A 25,008-nucleotide genomic window follows, 5' to 3' on the forward strand; every position below is an offset into this window, starting at 1 on the left:
ATTATAGAGAGCATGTAGTCAATGCCACCAATTGATTAAACCAATTTCATTGATTACCAAAAGCTATCAATAAATAACGAAAGTATGTTCAGTCACCCATTCCGGATTCCAGAGACCCGCTAAAAAGTTGATTAAATTCCTACCATAGCGCTTTTCAGTTTCGGATGACCGGGTTGTTATCGTTCATCCAGTGGGTGATGCCGTTGCGTACGTTGTAAACCTGCGTATAGCCCATCTTCGCCAGTTCACGCGCCGCGGCGTCGGTGCGGTTGCCGGAGCGGCAGATCAGGACGACCGGCGCATTCTTGTTCACCTCGGCGGTAAAGCGCGGCAAAAATTCCGGGTTCGTCCGTCCGGCTGCGTCAAAGAAGGTCAGTTTGCGGCTGCCTTCCACCACGCCGGTCTGGCGCCATTCCTCCGGCAAGCGGATGTCGTACAGGGGCACGCCCTGCGCCAGCAGCTCTTTCAACTTGGCGTTATCGACGTTGGTGTAGGGCGGCTCGGCGCAAGCGCCGAGACTAAGTGCAAAAAGTACGATGGCGAAGAGGCGAGCGATCATGGGGTAATTCCTTTCATAAGTAGATTTCAATGGGATGGCTTGTCGCGCGTGGCGATCAGGCTGGCGACGACGCTAGCCCCGATCAGGACGGCGACGATGGCCAGCGAGGCTGCCACCGGCACGTGATACCACGGCGCGATCAACATCTTGGCGCCGATGAAGGTGAGCACTATGGCCAGGCCGTATTTCAGCAGATGGAAGCGGTCCGCCACGTCGGCGAGCAGGAAATATAGCGCCCGCAAGCCCATGATGGCAAAGATGTTGGAGGTAAAGACGATGAAGGGGTCGGTGGTGATGGCAAAGATGGCCGGAATGGAGTCCACCGCGAACACCACGTCGGAGGTCTCGATCAGAATCAGCACCAGGAACAGCGGCGTGAAATAGCGCACGCCGTCCTTCATCACGGTGAATTCCTCGCCGTGATGGCCCTCGGAGATGCGCAGATGGCGGCGCGCGAATTTCAACACCGGGTTCTTGTTCAGGTCAGGCTCCTTCTCCGCCATCACCAGCATGCGCATACCGGTCACCACCAGAAATAAACCGAAGATATACAGCACCCAGCTGAACTCCTGCACCAGCCAGGCCCCGGCCAGAATCATGACGGCGCGCAGGACGATGGCGCCCAGCACGCCGTAGACAAGCACCCGGCGCTGGAATTCGGCGGAGACGTGGAAGGACGAGAAAATCAGCAGGAAGATGAACACGTTGTCCACCGACAGCGACTTCTCGATCAGATAGCCGGTGAGGAATTCCAGCGCCTTGCGGTCGGCGATCTCCTGCCCGGCCGTGCCGTTCAGATACCACCACAGGCCGGCGTTGAACAGCAGCGCAAGGCTGACCCAGACCATCGACCAGGCGGCCGCCTCCCTGACGCTGACCTTGTGCGCCTTCCTGCCGCCGAAGACGAACAGGTCCAGCGCCAGCATGAACAGCACGAAAGCGATGAAGGCGGCCCACATCCAGGGTTCGCCGATGGAGATTGTGGTATTTGTATTCATAAAAGGGAGCGGAATTTGACAGCGCCATAATACCGGCACTGTTCCATCAAGAAAATTCGTATATTATTTACGAAGTGTTCGTTATTTACGAAGGCAATCTTGAAGCGCTCTCTGCACTGATGCCGATATTTTCCCCCGGATACGCCCCCATGACCCATTCCACTTCGCCACACCGTGATGACGACTGATTCCCGCCGGGCGCGCCTGTTTCTGCTTGCCCTGCTTACCGGGGCGGTCGCGGCGATCATTGCGGCTCTCCCCCCTTTTCCGCAGCCGGCGGCCTATCACGACTTCGCCGACCAGCGCGCCTTCCTGGGCCTGCCCAACTTCCTTAATGTGGCTTCCAACGGCCTGTTCGTGCTGGTGAGCGCGGCCGGCCTGCGCTGGCTTACCGCCGCAGGAGGGGATGCGGCCTTCCGGGATCGCCGCGAACGCTGGATTTATCTGGCATTCTTTCTCGGCCTGGCGCTGACCGGCATCGCTTCGGCCTGGTACCATCTGGACCCGGACAACGGGCGACTGCTGTGGGATCGCCTGGCGATGACCATTGCCCTGATGTCCTGGCTGGCGGCAATTATCGCCGAGCGCATCGGCGGCGCAGTGGGGCTGGCGCTGTTGCCGACGCTGCTGGCCGCGGGCGCGGCCTCCGTACTCTACTGGGGCGCCACCGAGGCTTTGGGGGCAGGCGATCTGCGCGCCTATGGCATGGTGCATTTCTACCCGGCGCTGCTGATTCCGCTGCTTATTCTGCTGTTTCCTCCCCGCTACACCCGCGGCGGCGATACGCTGATGGTGCTCGGGTGGTATGCCGCGGCGCTCGGCGCCGAATTACTCGACCGGCAGATATTCGCCTTGGGCGGAATCGTCAGCGGCCATTCCGTCAAGCACGTCTTTGCCGCTCTGGCCGCCTGCTGGGTACTGCGCATGCTCAGGCTGCGGCGGCCCTGCGATCGTGGTGGGCGGCCGGCACTGGCGTAGCTATCATGCAAGGCTGCTGCGCGTTGAGCCGTCCCTGTCGACACAATTATAAATGGAGAGCATGCGCCGCCACTGCCTATCCGCTGGCTCTGCTGTTCGATGTTACCATTGCCATCACACACCAGTTTTCCACGCCCCCCATGTCCGGAACTGCATTACTGCCTCTGATCGTTGCAACCGCCTTCATCGGCTGTCTCCTTCCCGCTGCTGGCCCACTTCGGCAGGGGAGTGGCCGCCTTGGGCGCAGTCGGGATCATGGCGGGCTGCCTGGCATTGCTCGCCCCCCTGGTGCCGACCGTGCTGGCGGGGGAAAACCTGGTGACGGCCTACACATGGCTGCTCGCCTACGGCCTCGATCTTTCCTTCCGGCTCGACGGGCTGGGGCTGCTTTTCAATAACGGAGGCTGCATTGATAGGCGGACAGACGACCTTAGAGCACCCATATTCACTGATGGAAGACCACTTGAAGGAAGCATCCACGACATACAGTCGCTTTTCCGGCTTGACGATGATTTCTGGTTTCGCCTGGCTGGCGGGGATCATTGCTCTGCTGGCTATAAGCCTCGCCAACGAATATCAGGAAGCTGACAAACATGCCCAGGTAGAGGTGGGTAATATCACACGGGTGCTGGAAGAGCATGCATTGGCAACCGTACATAAAGCTGACCTGCTGTTGCTCGAAGTACAAAGGAACGTGCGTCCAGACGACATGCGACTAGCTCCCGGCGTGAGCAGCTCACGTAGACAGGAACTCCACTCATTGATGAAATCTCAGCTTGAGAGCATGCCAGAAGTGGCCGTGCTCCAAGTTACCAATGCTCTGGGAAATCACATTTACAGTTCGCTCGACACGGTTCCCCGTGTCAATATCGCCGACCGCTACCACTTCACGCGCCACAGAGACGACGGGGCGGCGGGGCTGGTGATTTCTCCACCTGTCGTCTCGCGCACCACCGGCAAATGGACGCTAATATTGACTCGGCGGCTCAATTTCGAGGATGGTAGTTTCGCCGGCATCGTCAACGTCATATTGAACCTGGAATACTTCCAGCAATTCTACCAAACCCTTAATCTAGGCACACATGGACTGGTGTCGCTGTACGACAAGGAGTTGCACCTCGCGGCGCGCTATCCGCCAAGTGAAAAAGATATGGGCAAGAAATTACCTCAACTTAATGTAAGACCCTATATCGAGAAGGGGATAAAACACGGGGTCTACCACGGCAAGTCACCACTGGACGGCGTCGAGCGCCTGTACGGCTTCCGGCAGGTGAACGACCTTCCGCTGATCGTTATCGCTGGCATCGCCGAGGGCGACTATCTCGCCGAGTGGCATCGCCATATTTGGCAATACAGCGTTGGAGCAGTGATTTTCAGCTTGGTGATGATAGGTTTCGGATTGCGGCAGCGGCGGGCAGAGGAGGCTCTTAGCCAAAATGAGGTGAGATTCCGCTATATGCTGGAAACCAGCCCCATCGCAGTGCGAATTGCAGCATCCTCTGGTCACAATATTTTGTTTGCCAATCAGCGCTATGCTGAATTGATCAATTCGGCACGAGATAAGGTTATTGGCACAGATCCAAAACTGTTTTACGCCAACCCACAGGATTACGAAGATATTCTCCAGCAACTCGACAAAGGGTTATCGGTCACTAACAAGCTGGTCGAGTTGAAAATTCCCGGTGCCAGAAAAACCTGGGCCTTGGCCTCCTACTTCAGGATGGAATATGAAAATGAGCAGGCTGTTTTGGGCTGGTTCTATGACGTGACCGACCTCAAGAATGCCGAGGATAAAATTTACAAAATGGCATTCTATGATGCACTGACGCAGCTACCTAATCGACGTCTGTTGATGGATCGCCTGAGCCAGGCGCTTGCAGCGAGCACGCGCAATGGGCAGTATGGCGCAGTACTGTTTATTGATCTCGATCACTTCAAAACCCTCAACGATACTAAAGGGCATGCCATTGGTGACCTGTTGCTTATCGATGTGGGAAAAAGGCTGCATTCCAGTGTGCGTGAAGGCGATACAGTGTCACGTTTGGGTGGTGACGAATTCCTGGTTGTGCTGGAAACGCTCAGTACTGATGCCGATGTCGCTGCAACGCAAGCCGAGATCGTTGCCGAGAAGATACGCACCACCCTGAGCGAAGCTTATACACTCAATGAACGCCTGTGCTATATCACGTCGAGTATCGGCATCGTTCTGTTTCGCGGTCATCAGGAAAGTACTGACGATTTGCTCCGGTATGCCGATACGGCGATGTATCAAGCCAAAACGAGCGGCCGCAATACCATCCGTTTCTATGACTCAGCCATGCAGCGCGCCATCGATGCTCGCGCCAAACTTGATGATGAATTGCGTCTCGCACTCAAAAAACAACAATTTCATCTGTATTACCAAATTCAAGTGGACAACTTGCGCCGTTCTATTGGTGCAGAAGTATTATTGCGCTGGGAGCGCCCTGAACACGGCTTGGTATCCCCTGCGCAATTTATCCCGCTTGCCGAAGAAACCGGACTCATCATACCGATAGGGATATGGGTGCTTCAAACTGCCTGTGCGCAACTTGCAGCTTGGCAACATGATGCACTGACCCGCGATCTGACACTGGCGGTAAATGTCAGCGCCAAGCAATTCCATGAGGTTGACTTTGTTACCCAAGTACAGCGTGTGCTGCTGGAGAGTGGCGCAAAGCCTTCGCACCTGAAACTGGAATTGACCGAAAGCACCATGCTGGAAAATGTCGAGGACACCATCACCAAGATGCATGAAATACAAATGCTTGGTGTGAGTTTCTCGATGGATGATTTCGGCACCAGTTATTCTTCGCTGCAATACTTGAAACGCTTGCCGTTGAGTCAAATCAAGATTGACCAATCGTTTGTCCGTGACATCGTCAGCGACCCTAACGACGCCTCCATCGTGCAGACCATCATCGCGATGACTGAGGCGCTTGGGCTAAACGTGATCGCGGAAGGTGTGGAAAACGAAGCGCAGCGCCAATTCCTCGAGAAACGCGGCTGCAATGCTTTCCAGGGATACTTGTTTAGCAAACCTGTACCGTTGGATGAGTTTATGGAATTCCTGAAAAACCGGATCTAACAGGATAATATTAGCCTTGACAGCACTTGTCTCAAATTGGCGCGGAAGTGCCGGCCAAGAAGCTGGAATTGGATGTCGACTTTAATATTGTATTCTAATGAAAAGCTCGTTGTCGTAGTCGGCCAGATGTCCAGACGGTGGATGTAGAGGAAGGAGTTCGCCCCTTTGAGGCCTGCAACCGGGTCTCGATGCCCGGTTTGATAGATAATTTAAGTGGTTTCTCCTCATGCGGGCACACCTATCCCGTTAAACGGAGGTGCTTGAGCGATCAGTTTGGCCAATCGCCGCAGATTTTGCACGGTTACAGATTTTAAGTGGAAATTGTTGGCGCTTGGAGGCCATGAACTTCGGATCGTCGGCCTGAACGGTCATACACCGAATGCCAAAAAGCGACCACTCAGTAGGCTGCTGGATGTCTGCTTTCCTGGAAGATGAGCTGGCGCTTTAGACGAAGCCGTCCTTAAGACGCTCTCCAAAGCTGCCTTTCAGAAGTGCCTAAGAAACCAGTGGCGATTGACTGCGGCTACCCGACTCAGTGATACTCTAGTAGCGTGTCGCTGCACTTCAGACCGGCCCTGAAATAAGGTAGGCCCCTTTTGTTTAAGCGCCCCTGAAAACGCCGATCTTTGGGAAAATAAGGGGGGCATAGGTACTTGCTGCGAACGCTGTTTCAGGTCTTGTTCCGGGTCAGGATTAAGGGCGAGATGGCGTCCTTGGCGGCACTTCGACCATGATTCGGCTCTCCAACGGTCTGGAAGATGTCGCCGACCTGAAGCATGCGCCCGGATGATCTCCCGCAAAAACACCTATATTTAATGGAACTTTCTGACGATGTGCGAGCTTTTTGGGATGTCTGCCAGCCAAGCCGTGACAGCAAGAGGCACACTCAGTGATTTTCGTCTGCGTGGCGGACTGGCGGCGGACAACCCTGACGGATGGGGACTCGCCTGGTGGGAGAATGGTGTTTTTCGTCTTTCCAAGGAGCCGCTGCCGGCGCACCAGAGCGTGCTTTTCGCGTGTTTGTGCAAAACCACGCGCTCTAACCTGATTGTCGCTCATGTGCGCAAAGCCAGGTTTCCGCCCGTCAACACCATGGACAATACGCATCCGTTCCAGCGGGTATGTTGCGGAAAAGAATGGGTGTTTGCCCACAATGGGCTGGTGCCTGATATCGTGGAGATGGAGCGCGCAAATAACGGTTCGGTCTGTCAACCTGCAGGAGAAACCGATTCGGAATATGCCTTTTGTCACCTCCTGAGCCATATCTCCCAGAACATCCTGGCCTCCCCTGCCGCGAATGCAAACTTCTCGTTCCCCATCGTGGCGATGATCAGTGAACTGATCGCATCGCACGGCAAGTTCAATTTTCTCATGTCGGACGGAGAGCATCTGATCGCATACGGCCATGACAGGCTCCACTATCTGGAACAGAGAGATTCGTATCCCCAAGACGGCACTCCGGCCGACAGCGCCATGATCGCCACGGAGCCTTTGTCCGGGAATAAAAACTGGACCGCTTTCGAGGCGGGGGAGTTGCGCATTTACCGTTTCGGCAGAGTAGTGTGGCGAATCCTGACTCGACCATCCAACCAGATTTCCGATCTGGGGAGGATGTCCACATGAGCGATCCGGTTTTCTCGACTACAACGCATCCACTCCAGTGGCGCCAGAAGTGGCTGACGCCATCAAGCTATCACCGTGGCCGGAATGGCCGAAAAACCGTCACATAAAATTAAGAAATCTTATTGACAGCAGACCTGATTCAGGGGCTTCCACAAAACCTGTGGATATCTCTGTGCAAAACCATGTAACAAAAAGATAACCTGATTGTTTGATAAAGGATTTATATAGTTTGTCCAAAAGATAAGCTAATATATTCATTATTAAATTCAAAGAGTTGAATAATAAGCAAGATCAATCAATGGGTTTGGGTAGTTATTAAAGTAAATTATTAAGTTGAAGCGGTAACTGTGGACAGTTTGCTCACTAAATCCAGCAAATATACTTGGAATCAGGACTATACTGCTTTTCAGCGGCATCGTTTTTATGATGGTCGCCGCTCCCAGGCGGACACGCTAAAGCGGGTCCGGTTATTTCAAACAGTGAACGTCTGCTCTTGTATGGTTAGGGTGGTGGCAACGGCTTTCTTATGTAACAGTTAAGTAGCCGGGGTGGAGGGGCAGCGTCTGCACCTGTTCTCCCTACCGAGAGACAGGTATCGAAAGCCCTCCACCCACACCACTCAGCGTCGAGGAGGAATCTAGCGGTGTTAATAGTTGGCACCTTTTGCATAGTGCTGCTCGTGCTCACCACTGTCATTCACTACGAAGTGCTCCGCGCGCTGAGTAGAGGACTTCCAGTGGCCGCTATTCCCGTGCGAGCAAAGCTTATTGTTGTCATCTTCGGAGCGTTCTTCGCACATGCTGTCGAGATCGTCCTGTACGCCCTCGCGATATATGTACTCGTCCGCTACTTGGGCTTGGGTACACTGGGTGAATCAGGCAATTTCTCCATCAACACCTCTCTGTACTTCTCGACGGAGACGTATACATCTCTCGGCTACGGGGATGTTATTCCTAGCGGAGATTTGCGACTGCTCGCTGGTATGGAAGCTCTCAACGGCCTGCTATTAATCGGATGGTCGGCCTCATACACTTACATTTCGATGGAGCGCTTCTGGGGGGATGACGACAGTTAATAAGGGTGGCCGCGACTTGGCGCAGACGGCGGAAGACATGAAGGTGTTGGGCCAGGAGGCCAAGGAGCATTTGCAACCAGCGCAGTCGGTACCGGCGCCCTGTCCTCGATAGCTCGGCTGCTCGAGGCGGCCGGCTTGGCGCTGCAGTTTCTCTCGCACAAGGCAGAGGACGCCCTGCACTACCATACCGGCGACATCACAGCGGCCGGGACGTAACCTGCACGCAATGTGGTCAGCAGAGGCACCTTAAACGCACCACCAAGATCCCGCCCTGCCCGAGTTGCCACGGCACCGAGTTCCGCAAGTGGTACTGAGCGATGTGGCGGCGGTTGTCGCTTGAACCGCTGGCACGAGCGTGGCCTTTTCGTGCGCCTGCGAGTGCGTGCCGCCACGCTCAGTTACTCCTCCCTCTCCTCCGGCGGCTTGAGACCGCGAAATGCCCGATACAGCATCACGTCGTAGGCGATCTTCATCCCCGCCCCGATGAACAGTGGAGTAGAAAACGTCAGAAACTGCATCAGGAATCCCGCAAAAGAAGGCGCGACCGCCCAGCCTCCCAGCCGAACCAGGTGGGTGATGCCGGAAGCGAACGTGCGTTCCTCCGGCCGCACCATCGCCATCACGTAGGACTGCCGCGTCGGCACGTCCATCTCCACCAGCCCCTCGCGCAACAGAAACAGCACGGCCGCCACCCAGAAATTCGGCGCGAAGGCGACAGTCATCAATAACAAGCTTGAAGGAATGTGAGTAAAGACCATGGTGTTCACCAGCCCGATACGTTTGGCCAGCCAGGCCGCACCGAGGTGCGAGACGGCATTCATGCCACGGGCTCCGAAAAACAGCACGGCGATCACCGATTCGGACACGCCGAAGCGCTGGTAGAAGAAGTACGACAGCAGCGCCGTGCCGACGAAGCCGCCGGCTACGCTGTCAAGCCCGAAGAGTAGGGATATGCGCCACAGCACCTTGCGGCTTTGCGGCGAGACAACCAGACTGGGCTGTTTCAGCGGCGCTTCCGACTGGGCCGAAAGACGCAGGTAGAGCAGGGCAGTAGCGAACAACAGCAAGGCGTACAACATCACCGCAGCCTGGAACGATGCCAGCTCGCCCACTCCGGCCATGCGCAGAAAACCGGGGATCGCCGCCAGCAGGCCGCCGAGGCCATGGCCGACATCCTGCAACACGTTGTACCAGGCAAAGGCGCGGGTGCGCTCCTGATCGGTGGCGGTAGCAGGGATGATCGCCTGCTCCAGCACCAGTGCGGCGCCGCGATCCCGCCCCATGCCGTTGAGCATGCCGACGAAAGCAGCGATGCCCACCGCGACTGGACTGGAATACCATGCCGCCGCGGCGCCGCCCAGCGCACTCAGTAACGCCAGCCAGAACAGCAGGCGACGCCTGCCCAGACGGTCGCCGGCAAAGGTCACCAGCAACGCGGCCAGCGTTGCGCCCGCCAGGCCGGCACTGATTACCAGGCCGATTTGCGACGGCGTGAACGCCATGCGGGCGAGGTAAATGCCGAGCAGCACCCCCATCATGCCGGTGGCCAGTGCCCGCAGGAAGGCGGTTGTATAGAGAATGTAGCGGTCGCGAACCATGTTTCCGCCTAGCTCACCGCGCGGCGCAGCAGCCCCACCACTTTCTGCAGCGGCGTTTCTGCACACCAGGCATAGAGCGCATCGTAGATGACCATGCCGTGTTTGAGCATTTCGTGGTCATCCTCGAAATTGAGAGACAGTCCTTTCGAGATCGCCAGCAACCCGGCCGCCTCCTTCGCCAGCTCGGGAGTGCCGGTATCGGCTGCACGCACAATGCGCGCAAGTTTGGCTAGCGCCGGGTCGGTCAGTTTATATTTATCGATGAAAGCATCGAAGCTGCACTGGTCGCCATGATGGCCCAGTTCAATACCGGGCACGTCGTAGGGAACGGCGCCGGTGTCAGCGGCCATTTTCATCACGTCGCCACCCGGCACATACAGAAACTCCGGCGCTTCGTCGATGAAGCGCGCGATCAGCCAGGGACAGGCGATGCGGTCAATCCTGGGACGTTCTCGGGTGATCCACTTCATGGTTTTCTCCTGAACGCGGAAATGGGTTTACTTGCTCACTGTATCGCCACCTGCCGCTTTCCAGCCTTCGATGCCGCCCTCGATGAAGCGGGCCTGAACGCCCTTAGCCTGCAAGACATCCACCACAGCATTGCTGACCGAACCGCCGCGCACGCAGTAGAGCACCACTTCGCGGTTCTTGGGTATCTTGTCTGCCCATTCTTCAATCACGTCCGGGTCGCACCAGGTAGCACCAAGGATTTTTTCCCGGGAGGCATCAAGATCGCTTTTTCGGCGCACATCAAGTAATGCAAAGGGCGATGAATTTCTTAGTTTCTTGAGGTCGTTGGGGGAAATTGTGCGGTCCATGCTCAGACTCCTTCAGGAAATGGCAAAAGTGTAAATCAATCCCAGCGCCGCGCAGGCGCCGATCACGCGCATGATGTCCTGCTTGTACTTCCACAGGGCGAAGAAGGCTGCGATGGAAATCAGGGCGTAGAACCATTCGAAGCTGCCGCTGAAAGGCGCAGCCTCGGTGGCCTTGGGCCATAAAACGTGCCAGCCGAAGAAAATGGCGAGGTTCAGGATTACGCCTACCACGGCGGCGGTAATACCAGTCAACGGTGCGGTGAACTTGAGGTCGCCATGCGTCGCTTCCACCATCGGGCCACCGGCCAGGATAAAAAGGTAGCCCGGCAGGAAGGTAAAGAAGGTGGCGGCACAGGCACCAGCGAATCCTGCCAGCAACAGGCTCTCCGGACCAAATATTTCCTTCGTCCAGCCGCCGATGAAACCAACGAAAGCCACCACCATGATGAGCGGGCCGGGGGTGGTTTCGCCCAGAGCCAGACCATCGATCATCTGCAGACCGGTGAGCCACTGGTAATGCTCGACACCACCCTGATAGACATAGGGCAACACCGCATATGCGCCGCCAAAGGTGACCAATGCGGCCTTGGTGAAGAATTCACCCATGTCCAGTAGCACCGGGCTCCCCATCAGCACCCACATCGCCGCCGCCCATATGGCGAGAAAAACGAGCGTCATGATGACCAAGCGCGACAGTTTGAATTTCGCGTGTTCCGGTGTCGGTGTGTCATCGTCAATCAGGGCCGGGCCATATTGCTTGCTGGATGCGCCATGACCACCGCCGACCTTGAACTTGCCCGGTGCGATCTTGCTGCCAATGAACCCCAGCACACCTGCAGCCAGCACGATGGCCGGAAAGGGGATGTGCAGCGCAAAAATGGCGAAAAAAGAGGCCACGGCGAATCCCCACAACACCTTGTTTTTCAACGCTCGCGAGCCTATGCGCCAGGCGGCGAAAACAACAATCGCCACTACCGCCGGTTTGATACCGGAAAATACGCCTTGAACAAATTGTAGATCGCCGTAAGCCATATAGACATAGGACAACGCCGAAAGAATGAACAACGAAGGCAGCAAAAACAGCGTGCCTGCGACGATACCACCCCAGGTGCGGTGCATCAGCCAGCCAATGTAAATCGCGAGTTGCTGTGCCTCCGGCCCCGGCAGCACCATGGCGTAGTTGAGGGCATGCAGGAAGCGGTGTTCGGAGATCCAGCGCCGTTTCTCCACTAGATCCTGATGCATCATGGAAATCTGCCCGGCAGGGCCGCCAAAGCTGATGAAACCCAGTTTGAACCAGTAGACAAAAGCCTCCCAGAATGTGGGTTGGGCGGGGCGTGCCAGATCCTTCGTCTCGCTCATATTGATTCTCCTGTTTTAAAATTCATATATATCCCGTCGAAAACACCACCTGCCGCCGCGAGCAGCGCATCATCATCCGACTGGCTGACGCGCAACCCGCCCAGCACCATCTCCACTCCCGCCGCTTCCGCCACCGGCATGCCGCCCACATCGAGGCAGTGCACCAGCGCACCCAGCTTTGTCAGAGAAGTGTCAGATTCCAGCCCGAAACTCGCCAGCAGAACCTCGAACGTCACCCGCTGGCCGACATGGGTAAACTCGGCGCCGTCAAAGTCAAAACCCAGGGCATCATCCGGGCAGTCTTCCGGCTGTTCAAGCCACAGGAAGCGCGCTTCCGGATCGATGAAGCGGCGAATCAGCCAGGCGCTGGCCATGCGATCCACCCACAGATGACGGCGGGTTGCCCACTGGCAGCCCTGATAGTCCGCCGCATCGCGCAGGGTGACACTGCCCGGCACTGCTTTGGGTTCGTCGGCGGACAGACTGGCCAGAAAAAGTGTTTCTGCATCTGTCAGCAGGGCATCAGCTTCGACCTTGCCATGACTTGAAAAATAATCCAGCGCTACCAGCGCCTCGAAATCCCGCCACAATGCCTTGAGCTGACGCCGTCCGGCAGCCGCGTCGATGCTGCCGATGGCGGTCTTGAACTCGGTTATCCGCCCCATCAATTTGAAATAGTCCTCACTGCGGTCGAACAGTCCCTGAAAATCGATCTTCTCCTCGGTAGAGGGGTGGGTAACATTCAACAGATAGGCGCTGCCGCCGCCCTGCTTGATGTCTTCGGCATGCATGCGCAACGCCTGCCGCAGCCCCCGTCCAGCGGGGAGCAGGTAAACGCCATCGCGCAGCACGGCGCAGCCCAACCCCTTCATGGCACGCCACACCCGCATGCGCAGGGTGGCATTGACTGTCGGCAGGCTGACTACCAATGCCAACCATTTCTCCGTGCTAAAAGCCGGCTTCATAATTTGCACCCGAACATAATCTGTTCTATTTATAACATCAATTGGTAACAATGTGAACAATATTACAGATTCATGATCTATCAGGCATGCTGAAAATCAAGTAAAATCAAACAATATTAGTAAAATCAAAATATCAACCGACTTTCATTTTTTCCTTTTTAAGACCTACTCCAAATCAAGATGAGTATCTCACTAGACAACTGCCCCACCTGCAAACTCTGGATGTACCGAGTATTCCCCTTCCTGCGTTGGTGGCCAACGGTCAACAAGGATTCCAACAAGGCCGACATGATTGCCGGCATCACCGGTGCCATGATCGTGCTGCCACAGGGTGTAGCCTTCGCCACCATCGCTGGCATGCCGCCTGAATACGGCCTCTACGCCGCTATGGTGCCGGCCATCATCGCCGCCCTGTTCGGATCGAGCTGGCATCTGGTTTCAGGACCGACCACCGCCATCTCGATTGCGGTGTTTGCCGCCGTGAGCCATCTTGCCGACCCAGGATCACCCCAGTTTGTCAGCATGGTACTCACTCTCACCTTCCTGACCGGCGTATTTCAGCTTGCGCTGGGGCTGGCGCGCATGGGGGTGCTGGTCAACTTCATTTCCCACACCGTGGTGATCGGCTTTACCGCAGGCGCGGCATTGCTGATCGCTGCGAGTCAGGTAAAGAGCTTCTTCGGTATTGCCATCGAGCGCGGCGCACACTTCCATGTCGTGATCGAACAGCTGATTCTGCAGATTGGCAACCTCAACCCCTATGTCACGACAGTCGGCGTGGTCACGTTGGCGACCGGCATTCTGGCCAGGAAATTCATCCCAAAATTCCCCTATATGATCGTCGCCATGGTGGTAGGTAGCATCGTGGCTTTTTTCATCAACATGGAATTCGGCGTCGAACTCACCAAGATCAAGACGGTGGGCGCGCTGCCGGCCCATCTGCCGCCGCTGTCGCTACCCGATTTTTCCTATGCCACCATCCACAAGGTGCTGTTCCCGGCGCTGGTGGTCACCATGCTGGCGCTGACTGAAGCGGTTTCCATATCCCGCGCCATTGCCACCAAATCCGAGCAGCGCATCGATGGCAACCAGGAATTTGTCGGCCAGGGACTGGCTAACATGATCGGCAGCTTTTTCTCCGGCTACGCTTCCTGCGGTTCCTTCAACCGCAGCGGCGTCAACTACGCTTCCGGCGCACAGACCCCGTTGGCAACGGTTTACGCCTCGATCTTCCTGGTGCTGATCCTGCTGCTGGTCGCGCCGCTCGCCTCCTATCTGCCGAACGCCGCCATGGCCGGCATCCTGTTTCTGGTGGCATGGAGTCTGATCGACTTTCACCACATCAGCTCCATCGGCAAGACCAGCAAGGCTGAAACCGTGGTGCTGTGGGTGACCCTGCTCGGTACTCTGGTTGACTTGGAGAAGGGTATTTTCTTCGGCATCCTTCTCTCCCTTACGCTCTACCTGTACCGCGTTTCGCGCCCTGCGATTATTCCAGTGGTGCCGGCCAAGGAAGAAGGCGCCTACCACCTCATCGACGCTCACGGCCATCATGAATGCCCCCAGTTCCGCATTGTGCGCATCAACGGAGCGATCTTCTTCGGAGCGGTGGACTACGTACAGAACGGCCTGACCCAGATCGACGAAGCCAACCCGGATCAAAAATCAGTGATGATTGTCGCCAGCGGCATCAGCTTCGTTGACGTGGCAGGCGCGGAAATGCTGGCCCAGGAAGCGCGTCGCCGGCGCAAACTGGGTGGCGGCCTGTATTTCTACCGATGCAAGGATTCCATCTACAAATTCCTGCGCAAATCCGACAAGCTGGATGACATCGGCGAGGGTGCCTTCTTCCCCGCCATGTCGAACTGGATCAAACCGATCTACAGTACCCTCAACCCGGAAATCTGCCGCAACTGCAAATACCGCATTTTCCCCGAGTGCCAAACCCATTTGCCAGATGGCGAAGCAAGAAAAGAATGATCCGCAAGAAGCTCAGTGGCGATTTTCAGACCATCCATAAACCGCCTATCAGGAACTAACAAGATCAACCAGGCTTCACCACAGGCCAGCGATTTCTCTGAATCTGTGCTGAAAGCCAATCGCGAACCGGTTAATGGGCACAAGAAATTCAGAACGAATTCCAGGTCTGATTTGTGCAGACCAAACTTTCAGCCAACTTGATCCAGACAAGAGAAAAAATGAAGCACGCCCCGGAAACAACATCCAGCAGCAGCATTTCCAATCACTCCGGAGCCAGCCATGTACCAGCGTAAGACCTTTCTATCCATTGTCGTTGCCGCAGTACTCATAGCTTCAACGGCACACGCCATGACTCAGGAAGAGGACACCATGGTGACCTACGCGGCACAGCGTGGCAGCGATGGCGCTCAGGTATTGCTGGCCGTCATGTACCTGCATGGCGATCCCACGCACGCAAAAAACGAATCCCTCGCCGCGAACTGGTTTGAAAGAGCAGCTGGACAAGGCAATGCCTATGCGCAAAAAATGCTGGGCGATCTCTATGAGCAGGGACGAGGCGTGCCCAAAAACCTCAAACTGTCCGCCGACTGGCGCGAAAAAGCCGCCAACCGCGGCAACACCGAAGCTCAATTGATATTGGGAAAAATGTATCTCAACGGTCAGGGAGTCAATCAGGACTTGAACAAGGCGGAAGAATGGTTGAACCGCGCTTCGGTCGCAGGGAACAGCGAGGCCCAATTCCTCTTGGGCAAGTTATATCATCTCCAGAAAAAACCCGGAATGGCCGGTGACTGGCTAGCCAAGTCTGCGGCACAAGGTTATGAGAGCGCCATCAAGTTTCTGCATTTCATGGAAGGCATCGGTTTCCAGTCGGAGGAGTCTTTGCACCAGCGCCCAGCCGATCTGCACCAACTCGCTGCAGACGGCGATGGTGAAGCACAGTATCAGCTCGCCATACGCTACGAAAGTGGTGCTTATGGGGAAAAGCTGGATCATAAGCAAGCCTTGCACTGGTTTAACCAGGCTGCAAATGGCGGCCATGTGATGGCGATGAAAAGCCTCGCCCATATTTACGAAAAGGGCCTGGATGGCATTCCACCTGATGCAAAGTCAGCTGAATACTGGCAAAAAAAAGCGGCTGAGCATGCCAGGTAATGCTGCGCGCACGACCTTTATTCGTACGCAACCTGACCGAATTTAAATTTTAAGGCCAATATCGTGTCATCCCTTTTCGAAATTTTCGGCAACGACCTCTTGAGCCTGATGGCAAGCATACTGCTTGTCATCGCCTATCATCTGTTTCTACGCCGCAAAATCAGGAAAGATCCCGCCTACACCGTGGGGGCAATCAACAGGATTGCCCGCACCGCATGGGTAGAGACCATCATGCACGATGGCAACAAGGAGCTTCTGGCGGTACAGACCTTGCGCAATTCCACCATGGCCGCCACTTTTCTCGCCTCCACTTCGGTGCTGCTTGTCATTGGCGTACTTACCCTGAGCGAGCAGGGCGGGAAGCTCGAAGCCACATGGCATGTGCTTAACGTTGTAGGCGCGAAGCATCCTGCGCTATGGTTGACGAAATTGATTTTCCTGCTGCTCGACCTGTTTGTCGCCTTCTTCAGCTTCGCCATGTCCATTCGGGTATTCAACCATGTCGGATACATGATCAATGTCCCCCTCGGGCTGAATCACAAGATGATCACCCCGGCGCATGTGGCCACCCACCTCAATCGAGCCGGACGTTTTTACAGCATTGGCATGCGAGCCTACTATTTTCTGGTACCCCTGGTGTTCTGGCTGTTCGGGCCGCATTTCATGCTCGTCTCGACCGTTGGCCTGCTGTTTGTTTTATATCGCATCGACCGTGCACCCAAAATACTGGTCATGGATTACAGCGATACAGATTAAACTCCGCCGCCGCACAAACTTTCCCACATTTGCGACAAATATATCCATAAAGCGTTTTTTACACCTCGACTCGATTTAGGCTTAGCGTGGCTCGCCGCCGGGCAGTGTAGTTTTGCACTCCTTGAAAATCCTGGCTTGGCACTTGCGACAAATTTCCGGGTCGAGGGTGTTGAAAACCGCCATGGTCACGTTCGACTTGGCCGGGAAAAAACCGCCCACGCCAATATCTTTCAGATAACGCCCCTGCTTCAGGAAATTATACACCGTATCCTTTAGCCTGTAGAAATACAGTCCGCCGCCCATTTTCCTGCGCCGTTTGGCTTCCTGAGCCAGCATTTCCGCGCCGGCGACATCAATGAAATTGATGCCGCCGCCGATAATCAGCACGCTTTTCTGCTGCGGATTTATTTCGTCGATCTGCAGCAAGCTGCGCTGGACGTGATCAACCGCACCGAAGAAAATCGAACCGTTGATACGCACCATGCAGAACTGCGGACATTCCACGTGACCCTTGGCATCTTCGAAATGGTAGGAGCCTTCTTCTCCGGCGGGCACCACCGGCACGACGGCGGGTTGGGAGGTACGGGCGAGGTACAGCATCAGCGAAAGCATCACGCCGACATAGATGGCGAACTCCAGCTCGACGAACAGCGTTGACAGCAGCGTGGTGAACAGCACCACGGTTTCAGACCGGCTGGTGTGAAAAATGGAATGGATGTGATGGAAGTCGATCAGTCCCCACGCCACCAGGAACAATATCGCCGCCATCGCCGGAATCGGCAGGTAAGCGGCGAGCGGTGCCACCAGCAGCAGGGTGGCGGCAAGGAACAGTGCGGAGAACACCGCAGCCAGAGGGGTTAGCGCCCCGGCAGCATAGTTCAAACCGCTGCGGTTGAACGAGCCGCTCGATGCATAGCCGGAGAAAAAACTGCCGAAAATATTCGCCAGGCCCTGTCCGATGAATTCCTGATTGCCATCGATGCGCTGCTCCGAGCGTACCGCCACTGAGCGGGCTATCGAAACCGCCTCGGTCAGCGCCAGCATGGTGACCGCCAAGGCGGTCGATGACATTTTCTTGATAGTCACCAGGGAAAGGTCGGGCAGGGAGAACGGCGGCAGGTGGGCGGGCAGAGCGCCGACGGTAAGGATGTGGGTAGCCTCATTGCCAAACAGGCTGTCCAGAAGCAGCGCAAACAGGCTGCCGATCAGCATTGCCGCGATCATGTAGGGGATTTTCGGAAAAAACTTTTTTACCAGGATACCCGAGGCCAATGTCGCCACTGCGACCGAGGTGACGTAAGGATTGATGTCGCCGATTTGCAGCACGAGTTGGCGGATGATCTCGTAAAAGTGCGAGCCGCGCGGGATGTCGATGCCGAAGAAATTCTTGATCTGGCTGGCGGCGATCAGTACCGACGCCCCGGCGGTGAAGCCGATCACCACAGTATGGGAAATGAAGTTGACCAGCACGCCCATGCGCGCCAGTCCCATGACGAGCTGGAATACGCCAACAAGGAAAGTCAGGGTCAGCACCAGGCTGATGAACTGCGCACTGCCCGGCTCGGCAAGCGGGCTGACCGCAGCGAAGATCACGATGGAAATCGCAGTGGTCGGGCCGGATACCAGATGCCAGCTGGAGCCGAACAGCGCGGCGATAATGGTCGGCACCATCGCAGCGTAAAGGCCGTATTCCGGCGGTAACCCGGCGATAGTGGCGAACGCCACGCCCTGGGGCAGCACGATGATCGCGCCGGTCAGCCCGGCGACCAGATCGGTGCGGGCGGCCTGCGCGTCCACCATCGGCCACCAGCGCAAGAAGGGGAAAACTTTATAGAGCCAGAGATTACAGGCGAGAATATCCTTCAACGCACATCCTATATGTTGCAAATTTAAACATCGTAGTTCTAATTTGCATCATATTCTACAGAACTCACCCCTTGCCATCAAGAACCGTTTCCCTCCTCCATTTCATAAACCTTCAGCTTGCGCCACAGCGACACGCGGTTGATGCCGAGCATCTGAGCGGCAAACGTCTGATTCCCGCCCGCCTCGTTCAACACCCAACGGATATAAGCCTTTTCCTGCTCCTCAAGTGAGGGAATGCGCCCCTCCTTTTTCTTGAATGAGCGCGCGCTCAATTCCCGCAAATTGTCGGGCAGGTGAGCCACCTGGATGACATGGCCGGTGTTGATCGCCACCCCGCGCTCAATAACGTTTTCGAGTTCGCGCACATTGCCGGGGAAGTCGTGGCTTTCCAGGATGGCGATCGCCTCGGCCGAAATTTCAGTGACCTCCTTTTTCATCAGGGTGGCGAATTTTTTCAGGAAGAAGTAGCTGAGCAGCACCACGTCGCCGCCGCGTTCGCACAAGGGCGGAATATGCAGGTTCACGACATTGAGGCGGAAAAACAGGTCCTGTCGGAATGACCCATCTTTGGTCACCTCCTGCATGTCCCGGTTGGTGGCGGCGATGTAGCGGGCATCCGCCTTCACTGGCGAGGTGCCACCCAGACGCAGCACCTCGCGTTCCTGGATTACGCGCAACAGCTTGACCTGCATCGCCGACGACATTTCGGTAATCTCATCGAGGAACAGCGTACCGCCCTCTGCCGACTCGATCAGCCCTTTCTTCAGCGTCAGCGCACCGGTGAACGCGCCCTTCTCGTGGCCGAACAACTCGTTCGACAGCAACTGCTCGCTGAACGCGCCACAGTTCACCGCCAGGAACGGCCCGTCCGCCCGATTGCTGTTGTAGTGAAGATAGCGCGCGAACAGTTCCTTGCCGGTGCCGGACTCGCCGGTGATCAGCACGTTGCAGTCGGTCGGCGCCACCTGCCTGGCCATCTCCAGCAACTTCAGCATGCTCGGATCCTGGGTGATGATCTTGACCCGGCCTTCGTAGCTTTCGATCTGCTCACGCAGTTGGCGGTTCTCACGTTTCAGGCTGATTTTCTCCATCGCCTCACCAACCACCTGGCGCACCTCGTCGAGACGGAACGGCTTGGCAATATAATAAAACGCGCCTTGCTTCATGGCCTCCACCGCCGACTCCGGCGTCGCATAACCGGTAATCACGATCACCTCGGTTTCCGAGTTGCGCTCGCGGCACTTCTTCAACACCTGCATGCCGTCCACTTTTTCCATCTTGAGGTCGGTCAGCACCACATCGAATGACTGGCTCTCGATCAATACCAAGGCAGCCATACCGCTCTGGGCGCCGGTCACGTCATAGCCATCCTTTTTCAGGACGTGGACAAGGCTTTTCAGTGCAATCTTCTCGTCATCAACGATCAACAACTTTCCCTTACTTTGAATCATGTTCCATTCTCTTCCATCAATAATCTTATTGCTGCGGCCCGTCAGCAGGTTCCAGCGGCAGCCGGATATGAAACACCGTACCGTGCCCGGGTTCACTATTTACCGAAATGCTGCCGTTGTATTCCTCGACGATTTCATAAACGATGAACAGACCGAGCCCCATTCCCCGGCCTACGTCCTTGGTGGTAAAGAAGGGGTCGAAGATGCGCGGCAGGACGTCGGCTGGAATGCCTGGGCCACTGTCGCGAATTTCAATGTCGATTGCTTCCACTCCCGGATAACCCTTGCCGAGAAAGCGGGTGTCGTGCCCTTGTCCGGCCACGAAACTCTCTTTGGTCAGACCATGCCTGGCTGCCCCGATTCGAATCTCACCAGATTCGCCGGTCGCCTCCAGTGCATTCTTGATCAAATTCAGGAACGCCTGCTCCAGCCTTCGCCGATCCGCCTGCAGCACGATGTCAGCAGGAATTTCGGTGACAATGCTAACGCCAGGCGGCGTTTCACCCTTGAGAAACAGCAAGACCTCTTCGAACAAAGCCGCAAGGCGCACCGTTTCCCGCTTGACCGGCTTGTCCCGCGCAAAATCCAGCAACGCCCGCACAATCTTCCGTGCCCGTTCCGTCTGCTCGTCGATCTGCTCCAGCAGTTCCTTACCCTGTTCCGGGCAGCACTCGCCGACTTCCTCCAGCAGAATCTGGCAGGACAGTGAAATATTCGACAGCGGGTTGTTCAGCTCATGCGCCACGCCAGCAAGCATGGTGCCAAGCGAGGCAAGCTTCTCCGAGCGTAGCAGCCTTTTCTGGCGCAGCTCGAGCTCGCCGATCATGTGATTGAACGCCTGGGTGATCGAAATGATTTCCCTATCCCCGGAAGGCACGACCAGCTTGTCCAGCCTGCCACTCGAAACCGCTTCTACGCAGCGATCCAGGTGCCTCAGGGGACGCGCCACCAGGCGCGACAGCATCCAGCCGATGGCGGCCATCAACAGGGAAATCAGCACAATGGAAACCACCAGCGTAGTGCGAAACCGGTCCAGCGACTCGCGGATCATGCGCCGCTCGGCATCCGCCATCCCCTCGGCAATGGTCACGACATCCTTGCCCACCCTCCTGACTTGCACTTCCAGCAACGTCTTCTGGTGGGCATTAGCCAAACCTGCTCGCCCGTATTCAGCCATCAGGGCACGGTAAGCCCGCACATCGTTTAGCAGCCTTGCAATACGTGGCGCTGAGGCCAGCACGGAAAAATCCGCGGCATTGCCCTCAAGTAACTCCACCACCTTGGCGGCATAGCGGTTGCCTTCCTGCCAATCGCTGTCCTGCCGGTAGAGAAAATAGTTCTTCTCGAAGCGACGAATTTCCAGCGTTGCATCGAACAATTCCGTGATGCGCCCCCCCAGTTTGATTTTCTGCTCGATCAAACGCAACTCGATATAGGTGAACAGGGACAGAGCTATGATCAGCAGGGCCATGGCGTAATAGCCCAGGTAACCAAGCGTGATTTTTTGCCGCAGCGAGGATTGTAGCTTCATGGGTTTCTATGGTAGCTCCGATTGTTGCATTTAGCAACGATCGGAGCTACCAATGTAACCAATCGATAAAAAACGCAACGCCTTTATCTACAAAGGAAATTTTGCTTGTAAATCACTGTAGCAAACCGTGGCATTACTAATTGTAACAAAAAAATGCATTTCCATGAATCCGCAAACACCACAACAAATCATTAATAATCATTATGTTAATTAATTAATGCAAGCGTGGCACAGATAATGCTCTATTTTCAAGCATGAAAACCGACAAGTATCGTAGATACGGAAGGAATAAAATCATGCACAATATAATTAACCAACTAAAAAACCTGTTCGCCGCTATGGCCTATGCCGAGGCCGGCGATCTGGATGCAGTCAAACAAATACTTCAGGGGAACCCCAGCATACCAGCAAAAGAAAAAAGCTCTGAAACAACTGCGCGTCACCCTGCAGTCCCAGCTTTTTAAGGCCCAATCTGTAGATTTACAGTTACTACAATCCACTGAAATTCGGCTCCAGGAACTTGGGCGCCGGCTCCGAAAAGCCCGGCACGTACAACGAACTCCCCGGCTTCACCCGGCCGTCGTAGCAGATCGCGATACACCCCATCAACGTGAGGCTTTACTGCGGACGGGCCACTCCGGGTAGCCTTGGTGTCGCCTATGTGGACCAGACCGCCATCATCTGCGGCTACGATTCCCGAGCGCTTCTATAAAAATACCCTCTACCACCAATATTCACTCCTTGCCGATTTGTGCCGGATCGAGCAAGTTTCGACGCAAGTAAGCGATTTCTCCGAGGACGTGTTGCGCGCTAATCATGAATTGGTGAAGGGCTACAAAAGACTGCAAAATGAATTCTGATTCGCCCGACAAATGCCGTCAAAATCCAATTAATAAGGCCATAAAGCATTCCTATTCCTAATCCCTCTCCAGCCTGATATTATTGGACTCTAAAACAAGACCTCCATGGCGGAATATCTTTCCGCACTAAAAATATGATGAGTCAGGGATGGGCAATATGAATCAACAAGTAGCGCGTTTTTTTCCGTTTCTGCGCTGGTTCCCACTGCGCGGTGAGAACATCAAGGCCGACCTGATCGCCGGCATCACCGTTGCACTGGTGCTGATTCCCCAGTCCATGGCCTACGCCCAGCTCGCCGGCCTGCCTCCCTACTACGGACTTTACGCAGCTTTCCTGCCCGGCGTCATCGCCGCCCTGTGGGGCTCGTCAGCGCAACTGGCCACCGGCCCGGTTGCGGTGGTCTCGCTGCTGACAGCATCCGCTCTTGCTCCGCTGGCCGCCTCCGGCTCCAGCCAGTTCATCGCGCTGGCGATCATGATGGCTCTGATGGTCGGCATCATCCAGCTCTCCCTGGGAGTGTTCAAACTCGGGGTGGTGGTGAATTTTCTTTCCCACCCTGTCATCGTCGGCTTCACCAATGCTGCGGCCATCATCATCGGCCTTTCCCAGCTCAACAAGCTGTTCGGCGTATCGATGGGGCGCAGCGAACATTTCATCCAGGATATCTGGGGCGTGCTGCAGCAGGTCGGCGACACCCATCTCCCGACGTTGCTAATGGGCGTCTCGGCCTTCGCCATCATGTGGGGGCTAAAAAAATTCGCTCCCAAGATGCCCGGCGTATTGATCGCTGTTGCCCTCACCACCATCGTCAGCTGGTCGATCGGCTTCGAACACAACAGCAATGGCAAGGTCGAGGAGATCATGGATGCAGACGTTAAAACCTTGGCCAGTGAATTCGCCCAGACTGAAACCAAGATCGACGAACTGAACAACAAGATCAGCGCCAAATCAGCCGAACTCAAGCAGCATCAAAAGAGCCATGAAGGCAGCTCGCAGCGCACCGCCGCGCTGAACTACGAAATCGAGCTGCTCAAGCTGGAACACAAGGATACGGAAGGCGAAAACCGCAAGCTCGCCCGCTCCTTGCGCAAGTTCATTTTCGAGCAAGTACCCACAGCCGATGGCCAAGCCGCCAGGCTTTACCTGGTCGGCCAGGTGCCTCAGGGCGAGAAGTCCGACGGCTACCGCTGGCGCATCAAGAAAGTAAGCAAGGGCGAACTCAAGCTGGTCGGTGGCGGTGAGGTAGTGGGTTCCATCCCCGCTGGCCTTCCCAAACTGGACCTGCCCAAGTTCAGCTGGGACATGATGGTGACCTTGTTTTCCGGGGCACTGGTGATTTCCCTGGTAGGTTTCATGGAAGCCATTTCCATTGCCAAAGCGATGGCCGCCAAGACCAAGGATCGCATCGACCCGAACAAGGAACTGATCGGCCAGGGCATCGGCAATATTGTCGGCAGCTTCAGTCAAGCCTTCCCGACCAGTGGCTCATTCTCCCGTTCGGCGGTTAACCTCAACGCCGGCGCCAGAACCGGCATGTCCTCGGTGTTTGCCGGTGCAATCGTGCTGATCACCCTGCTGTTCCTCACCCCGCTGCTCTACCACCTGCCCCAGGCAGTGCTGGCCGCGGTGATCATGATGGCGGTGATCGGCCTGGTCAATTTCAAGGCGATCAAACATGCCTGGCACACCCACAAGCACGACGGCATCGCCTCGGCCGTGACTTTTGTCGCCACCCTGGCTTTCGCACCTCACCTTGACAACGGCATCATGGTCGGTGCCGGCTTGGCCATCATCCTCTACCTCTACCGCACCATGTCGCCGCGCGTCGCCATCCTTGGACGCGCTCAAGATGGCACACTGCGCGACTCTAAAGTACATAACCTGCCGGTCAGCGATTACATCATCGCCATCCGCTACGACGGTTCCCTCTACTTCGCCAACGTACCCTATTTCGAAGACACTATCCTGGAAGCGGTATCCAACAGCCCCTGCGCCAAGCACCTGCTGATCGTGTCGGATGGCATTAATCAGCTCGACGCCTCGGGTGATGAAGTCATCCACCACATGGTGGAAAGGCTACGTTCCAACGGCATCCGGGTGGTTTTCAGCGGCCTCAAGAAACAGGTGATCGACGTCATGCGCCATTCCGGCCTGTTCGATTTCATCGGCCAGGAAAACATTTATCCCGACGAGGACAAGGCGCTGGATTCAATTTATGCCGAGGTCCTCGAAACCGATCCCAATGCCCAGTGCCGCCTGATGAAGGGCGGCCACATTGGCGGTGCCGATGGGGTGAAAACCTGGCTATAATGCGCGTCAATAACAA

At 55.9% G+C, this 25,008-nt stretch carries 21 protein-coding genes; 10 read left to right on the forward strand and 11 right to left on the reverse strand.

What is annotated here, in order from left to right; genetic code table 11:
* Window positions 1–154 precede the first annotated feature (154 nt).
* Together SCT_RS15610 and SCT_RS15615 are read right to left on the reverse strand one after the other, a co-directional pair.
* Window positions 155–559, reverse strand: a complete 405-nt coding sequence (locus tag SCT_RS15610) for a rhodanese-like domain-containing protein (protein WP_059424819.1) — start codon at window positions 557–559, stop codon at window positions 155–157.
* A 26-nt stretch (window positions 560–585) separates the two neighbouring features.
* Window positions 586–1,557 (reverse strand): TerC family protein, encoded by a 972-nt coding sequence (locus tag SCT_RS15615; protein ID WP_305809668.1) that lies wholly within the window; start codon window positions 1,555–1,557, stop codon window positions 586–588.
* 177 nt (window positions 1,558–1,734) lie between these two features.
* Here SCT_RS15615 and SCT_RS15620 point away from each other — a divergent pair, with 177 nt between their 5' ends.
* Window positions 1,735–2,535: an alkaline phytoceramidase gene (locus tag SCT_RS15620; RefSeq protein WP_237759714.1), complete on the forward strand. Its 801-nt coding sequence runs from the start codon at window positions 1,735–1,737 to the stop codon at window positions 2,533–2,535.
* Window positions 2,536–2,718: 183 nt separating this feature from the next.
* Here SCT_RS15620 and SCT_RS17370 read toward each other — a convergent pair whose 3' ends face one another.
* Window positions 2,719–3,078: a hypothetical protein gene (locus tag SCT_RS17370; RefSeq protein ID WP_159107924.1), complete on the reverse strand. Its 360-nt coding sequence runs from the start codon at window positions 3,076–3,078 to the stop codon at window positions 2,719–2,721.
* Between SCT_RS17370 and SCT_RS15625 the strand changes: the two genes are divergently transcribed.
* The 4 genes from SCT_RS15625 to SCT_RS17975 all read left to right on the forward strand — a co-directional run bounded on the left by SCT_RS15625 (window position 3,044) and on the right by SCT_RS17975 (window position 8,653).
* Window positions 3,044–5,641 (forward strand): EAL domain-containing protein, encoded by a 2,598-nt coding sequence (locus tag SCT_RS15625; RefSeq protein ID WP_159107925.1) that lies wholly within the window; start codon window positions 3,044–3,046, stop codon window positions 5,639–5,641. The genes SCT_RS17370 and SCT_RS15625 overlap by 35 nt on opposite strands.
* 831 nt (window positions 5,642–6,472) lie before the next feature.
* A complete protein-coding gene (locus SCT_RS15630) occupies window positions 6,473–7,264 on the forward strand; it encodes a class II glutamine amidotransferase (protein WP_059424825.1) in 792 nt (263 codons plus the stop codon).
* Between the two features lie 643 nt (window positions 7,265–7,907).
* Window positions 7,908–8,339, forward strand: a complete 432-nt coding sequence (locus tag SCT_RS15635) for an ion channel (protein ID WP_059424827.1) — start codon at window positions 7,908–7,910, stop codon at window positions 8,337–8,339.
* 68 nt (window positions 8,340–8,407) lie between these two features.
* Window positions 8,408–8,653 carry a hypothetical protein gene (locus SCT_RS17975; RefSeq protein WP_082098404.1) on the forward strand — a complete coding sequence of 82 codons (246 nt, stop codon included), beginning with the start codon at window positions 8,408–8,410 and terminating at the stop codon, window positions 8,651–8,653.
* 84 nt (window positions 8,654–8,737) lie between these two features.
* On the opposite strand, the gene SCT_RS15640 is transcribed toward SCT_RS17975, so the two are convergent.
* From SCT_RS15640 to SCT_RS15660, 5 genes are read right to left on the reverse strand one after another with little or no spacing between them, the layout of a single operon-like run.
* Window positions 8,738–9,937 carry an MFS transporter gene (locus tag SCT_RS15640; protein ID WP_059424829.1) on the reverse strand — a complete coding sequence of 400 codons (1,200 nt, stop codon included), beginning with the start codon at window positions 9,935–9,937 and terminating at the stop codon, window positions 8,738–8,740.
* Window positions 9,938–9,945: 8 nt separating this feature from the next.
* Window positions 9,946–10,407 carry a chromate resistance protein ChrB domain-containing protein gene (locus SCT_RS15645; protein ID WP_059424830.1) on the reverse strand — a complete coding sequence of 154 codons (462 nt, stop codon included), beginning with the start codon at window positions 10,405–10,407 and terminating at the stop codon, window positions 9,946–9,948.
* Between the two features lie 27 nt (window positions 10,408–10,434).
* Window positions 10,435–10,755 carry a rhodanese-like domain-containing protein gene (locus SCT_RS15650; protein WP_059424833.1) on the reverse strand — a complete coding sequence of 107 codons (321 nt, stop codon included), beginning with the start codon at window positions 10,753–10,755 and terminating at the stop codon, window positions 10,435–10,437.
* A gap of 12 nt (window positions 10,756–10,767) precedes the next feature.
* The gene (gene chrA, locus SCT_RS15655; RefSeq protein ID WP_059424835.1) at window positions 10,768–12,117 is read right to left on the reverse strand and encodes a chromate efflux transporter; all 1,350 of its coding nucleotides are present in this window, start codon (window positions 12,115–12,117) and stop codon (window positions 10,768–10,770) included.
* On the reverse strand, window positions 12,114–13,082 hold the full coding sequence (locus tag SCT_RS15660; protein ID WP_059424837.1) for a chromate resistance protein ChrB domain-containing protein: 969 nt from the start codon (window positions 13,080–13,082) through the stop codon (window positions 12,114–12,116). Before SCT_RS15660 ends, chrA begins: the two co-directional genes overlap by 4 nt.
* Window positions 13,083–13,262: 180 nt before the next feature.
* On the opposite strand from SCT_RS15660, the gene SCT_RS15665 reads away from it, so the two are divergent.
* The 3 genes from SCT_RS15665 (at window position 13,263) to SCT_RS15675 (ending at window position 16,973) form a co-directional block, all read left to right on the forward strand.
* Complete coding sequence (locus SCT_RS15665) at window positions 13,263–15,062, forward strand: SulP family inorganic anion transporter (RefSeq protein ID WP_059424840.1); 1,800 nt, start codon at window positions 13,263–13,265, stop codon at window positions 15,060–15,062.
* A 279-nt stretch (window positions 15,063–15,341) separates the two neighbouring features.
* Window positions 15,342–16,217 carry a tetratricopeptide repeat protein gene (locus SCT_RS15670; protein ID WP_082098391.1) on the forward strand — a complete coding sequence of 292 codons (876 nt, stop codon included), beginning with the start codon at window positions 15,342–15,344 and terminating at the stop codon, window positions 16,215–16,217.
* A gap of 63 nt (window positions 16,218–16,280) precedes the next feature.
* Entirely contained in the window at window positions 16,281–16,973 is a 693-nt protein-coding gene (locus SCT_RS15675) for a DUF599 domain-containing protein (protein WP_237759715.1), read from the forward strand.
* 81 nt (window positions 16,974–17,054) lie between these two features.
* On the opposite strand, the gene SCT_RS15680 is transcribed toward SCT_RS15675, so the two are convergent.
* The 3 genes from SCT_RS15680 to SCT_RS15690 form a co-directional block, all read right to left on the reverse strand.
* Window positions 17,055–18,839: a SulP family inorganic anion transporter gene (locus SCT_RS15680; RefSeq protein WP_059424845.1), complete on the reverse strand. Its 1,785-nt coding sequence runs from the start codon at window positions 18,837–18,839 to the stop codon at window positions 17,055–17,057.
* Between the two features lie 77 nt (window positions 18,840–18,916).
* Window positions 18,917–20,290, reverse strand: a complete 1,374-nt coding sequence (locus tag SCT_RS15685; protein WP_059424847.1) for a sigma-54 dependent transcriptional regulator — start codon at window positions 20,288–20,290, stop codon at window positions 18,917–18,919.
* A gap of 25 nt (window positions 20,291–20,315) precedes the next feature.
* Window positions 20,316–21,821, reverse strand: coding sequence for an ATP-binding protein (locus SCT_RS15690; RefSeq protein ID WP_059424850.1), 1,506 nt, complete (start codon window positions 21,819–21,821; stop codon window positions 20,316–20,318).
* Between the two features lie 296 nt (window positions 21,822–22,117).
* Here SCT_RS15690 and SCT_RS17375 point away from each other — a divergent pair, with 296 nt between their 5' ends.
* Both SCT_RS17375 and SCT_RS15695 read left to right on the forward strand, forming a co-directional pair.
* A complete protein-coding gene (locus SCT_RS17375; RefSeq protein WP_159107927.1) occupies window positions 22,118–22,285 on the forward strand; it encodes a hypothetical protein in 168 nt (55 codons plus the stop codon).
* A gap of 553 nt (window positions 22,286–22,838) precedes the next feature.
* Entirely contained in the window at window positions 22,839–24,992 is a 2,154-nt protein-coding gene (locus tag SCT_RS15695) for a SulP family inorganic anion transporter (protein ID WP_059425104.1), read from the forward strand.
* Window positions 24,993–25,008 lie beyond the last annotated feature (16 nt).

It is taken from the genome of Sulfuricella sp. T08 (assembly GCF_000971475.1).
In the GTDB taxonomy this organism is placed as follows: domain Bacteria; phylum Pseudomonadota; class Gammaproteobacteria; order Burkholderiales; family Sulfuricellaceae; genus Sulfuricella.

Bases quoted from the DNA above. Each gene is read 5' to 3' on its own strand.
- SCT_RS15690 (WP_059424850.1), bottom strand. From the start codon at position 21,821: ATGAAGCTACAATCCTCGCTGCGGCAAAAAATCACGCTTGGTTACCTG.
- SCT_RS17375 (WP_159107927.1), top strand. From the start codon at position 22,118: ATGCACAATATAATTAACCAACTAAAAAACCTGTTCGCCGCTATGGCC.
- SCT_RS15625 (WP_159107925.1), top strand. From the start codon at position 3,044: ATGATTTCTGGTTTCGCCTGGCTGGCGGGGATCATTGCTCTGCTGGCT.
- SCT_RS15620 (WP_237759714.1), top strand. From the start codon at position 1,735: ATGACGACTGATTCCCGCCGGGCGCGCCTGTTTCTGCTTGCCCTGCTT.
- SCT_RS15670 (WP_082098391.1), top strand. From the start codon at position 15,342: ATGTACCAGCGTAAGACCTTTCTATCCATTGTCGTTGCCGCAGTACTC.
- SCT_RS15615 (WP_305809668.1), bottom strand. From the start codon at position 1,557: ATGAATACAAATACCACAATCTCCATCGGCGAACCCTGGATGTGGGCC.
- SCT_RS15660 (WP_059424837.1), bottom strand. From the start codon at position 13,082: ATGAAGCCGGCTTTTAGCACGGAGAAATGGTTGGCATTGGTAGTCAGC.
- SCT_RS15640 (WP_059424829.1), bottom strand. From the start codon at position 9,937: ATGGTTCGCGACCGCTACATTCTCTATACAACCGCCTTCCTGCGGGCA.
- SCT_RS15630 (WP_059424825.1), top strand. From the start codon at position 6,473: ATGTGCGAGCTTTTTGGGATGTCTGCCAGCCAAGCCGTGACAGCAAGA.
- SCT_RS15695 (WP_059425104.1), top strand. From the start codon at position 22,839: ATGAATCAACAAGTAGCGCGTTTTTTTCCGTTTCTGCGCTGGTTCCCA.
- chrA (WP_059424835.1), bottom strand. From the start codon at position 12,117: ATGAGCGAGACGAAGGATCTGGCACGCCCCGCCCAACCCACATTCTGG.
- SCT_RS17370 (WP_159107924.1), bottom strand. From the start codon at position 3,078: ATGATCCCCGCCAGCCAGGCGAAACCAGAAATCATCGTCAAGCCGGAA.
- SCT_RS15610 (WP_059424819.1), bottom strand. From the start codon at position 559: ATGATCGCTCGCCTCTTCGCCATCGTACTTTTTGCACTTAGTCTCGGC.
- SCT_RS15665 (WP_059424840.1), top strand. From the start codon at position 13,263: ATGAGTATCTCACTAGACAACTGCCCCACCTGCAAACTCTGGATGTAC.
- SCT_RS15685 (WP_059424847.1), bottom strand. From the start codon at position 20,290: ATGATTCAAAGTAAGGGAAAGTTGTTGATCGTTGATGACGAGAAGATT.
- SCT_RS15650 (WP_059424833.1), bottom strand. From the start codon at position 10,755: ATGGACCGCACAATTTCCCCCAACGACCTCAAGAAACTAAGAAATTCA.
- SCT_RS15645 (WP_059424830.1), bottom strand. From the start codon at position 10,407: ATGAAGTGGATCACCCGAGAACGTCCCAGGATTGACCGCATCGCCTGT.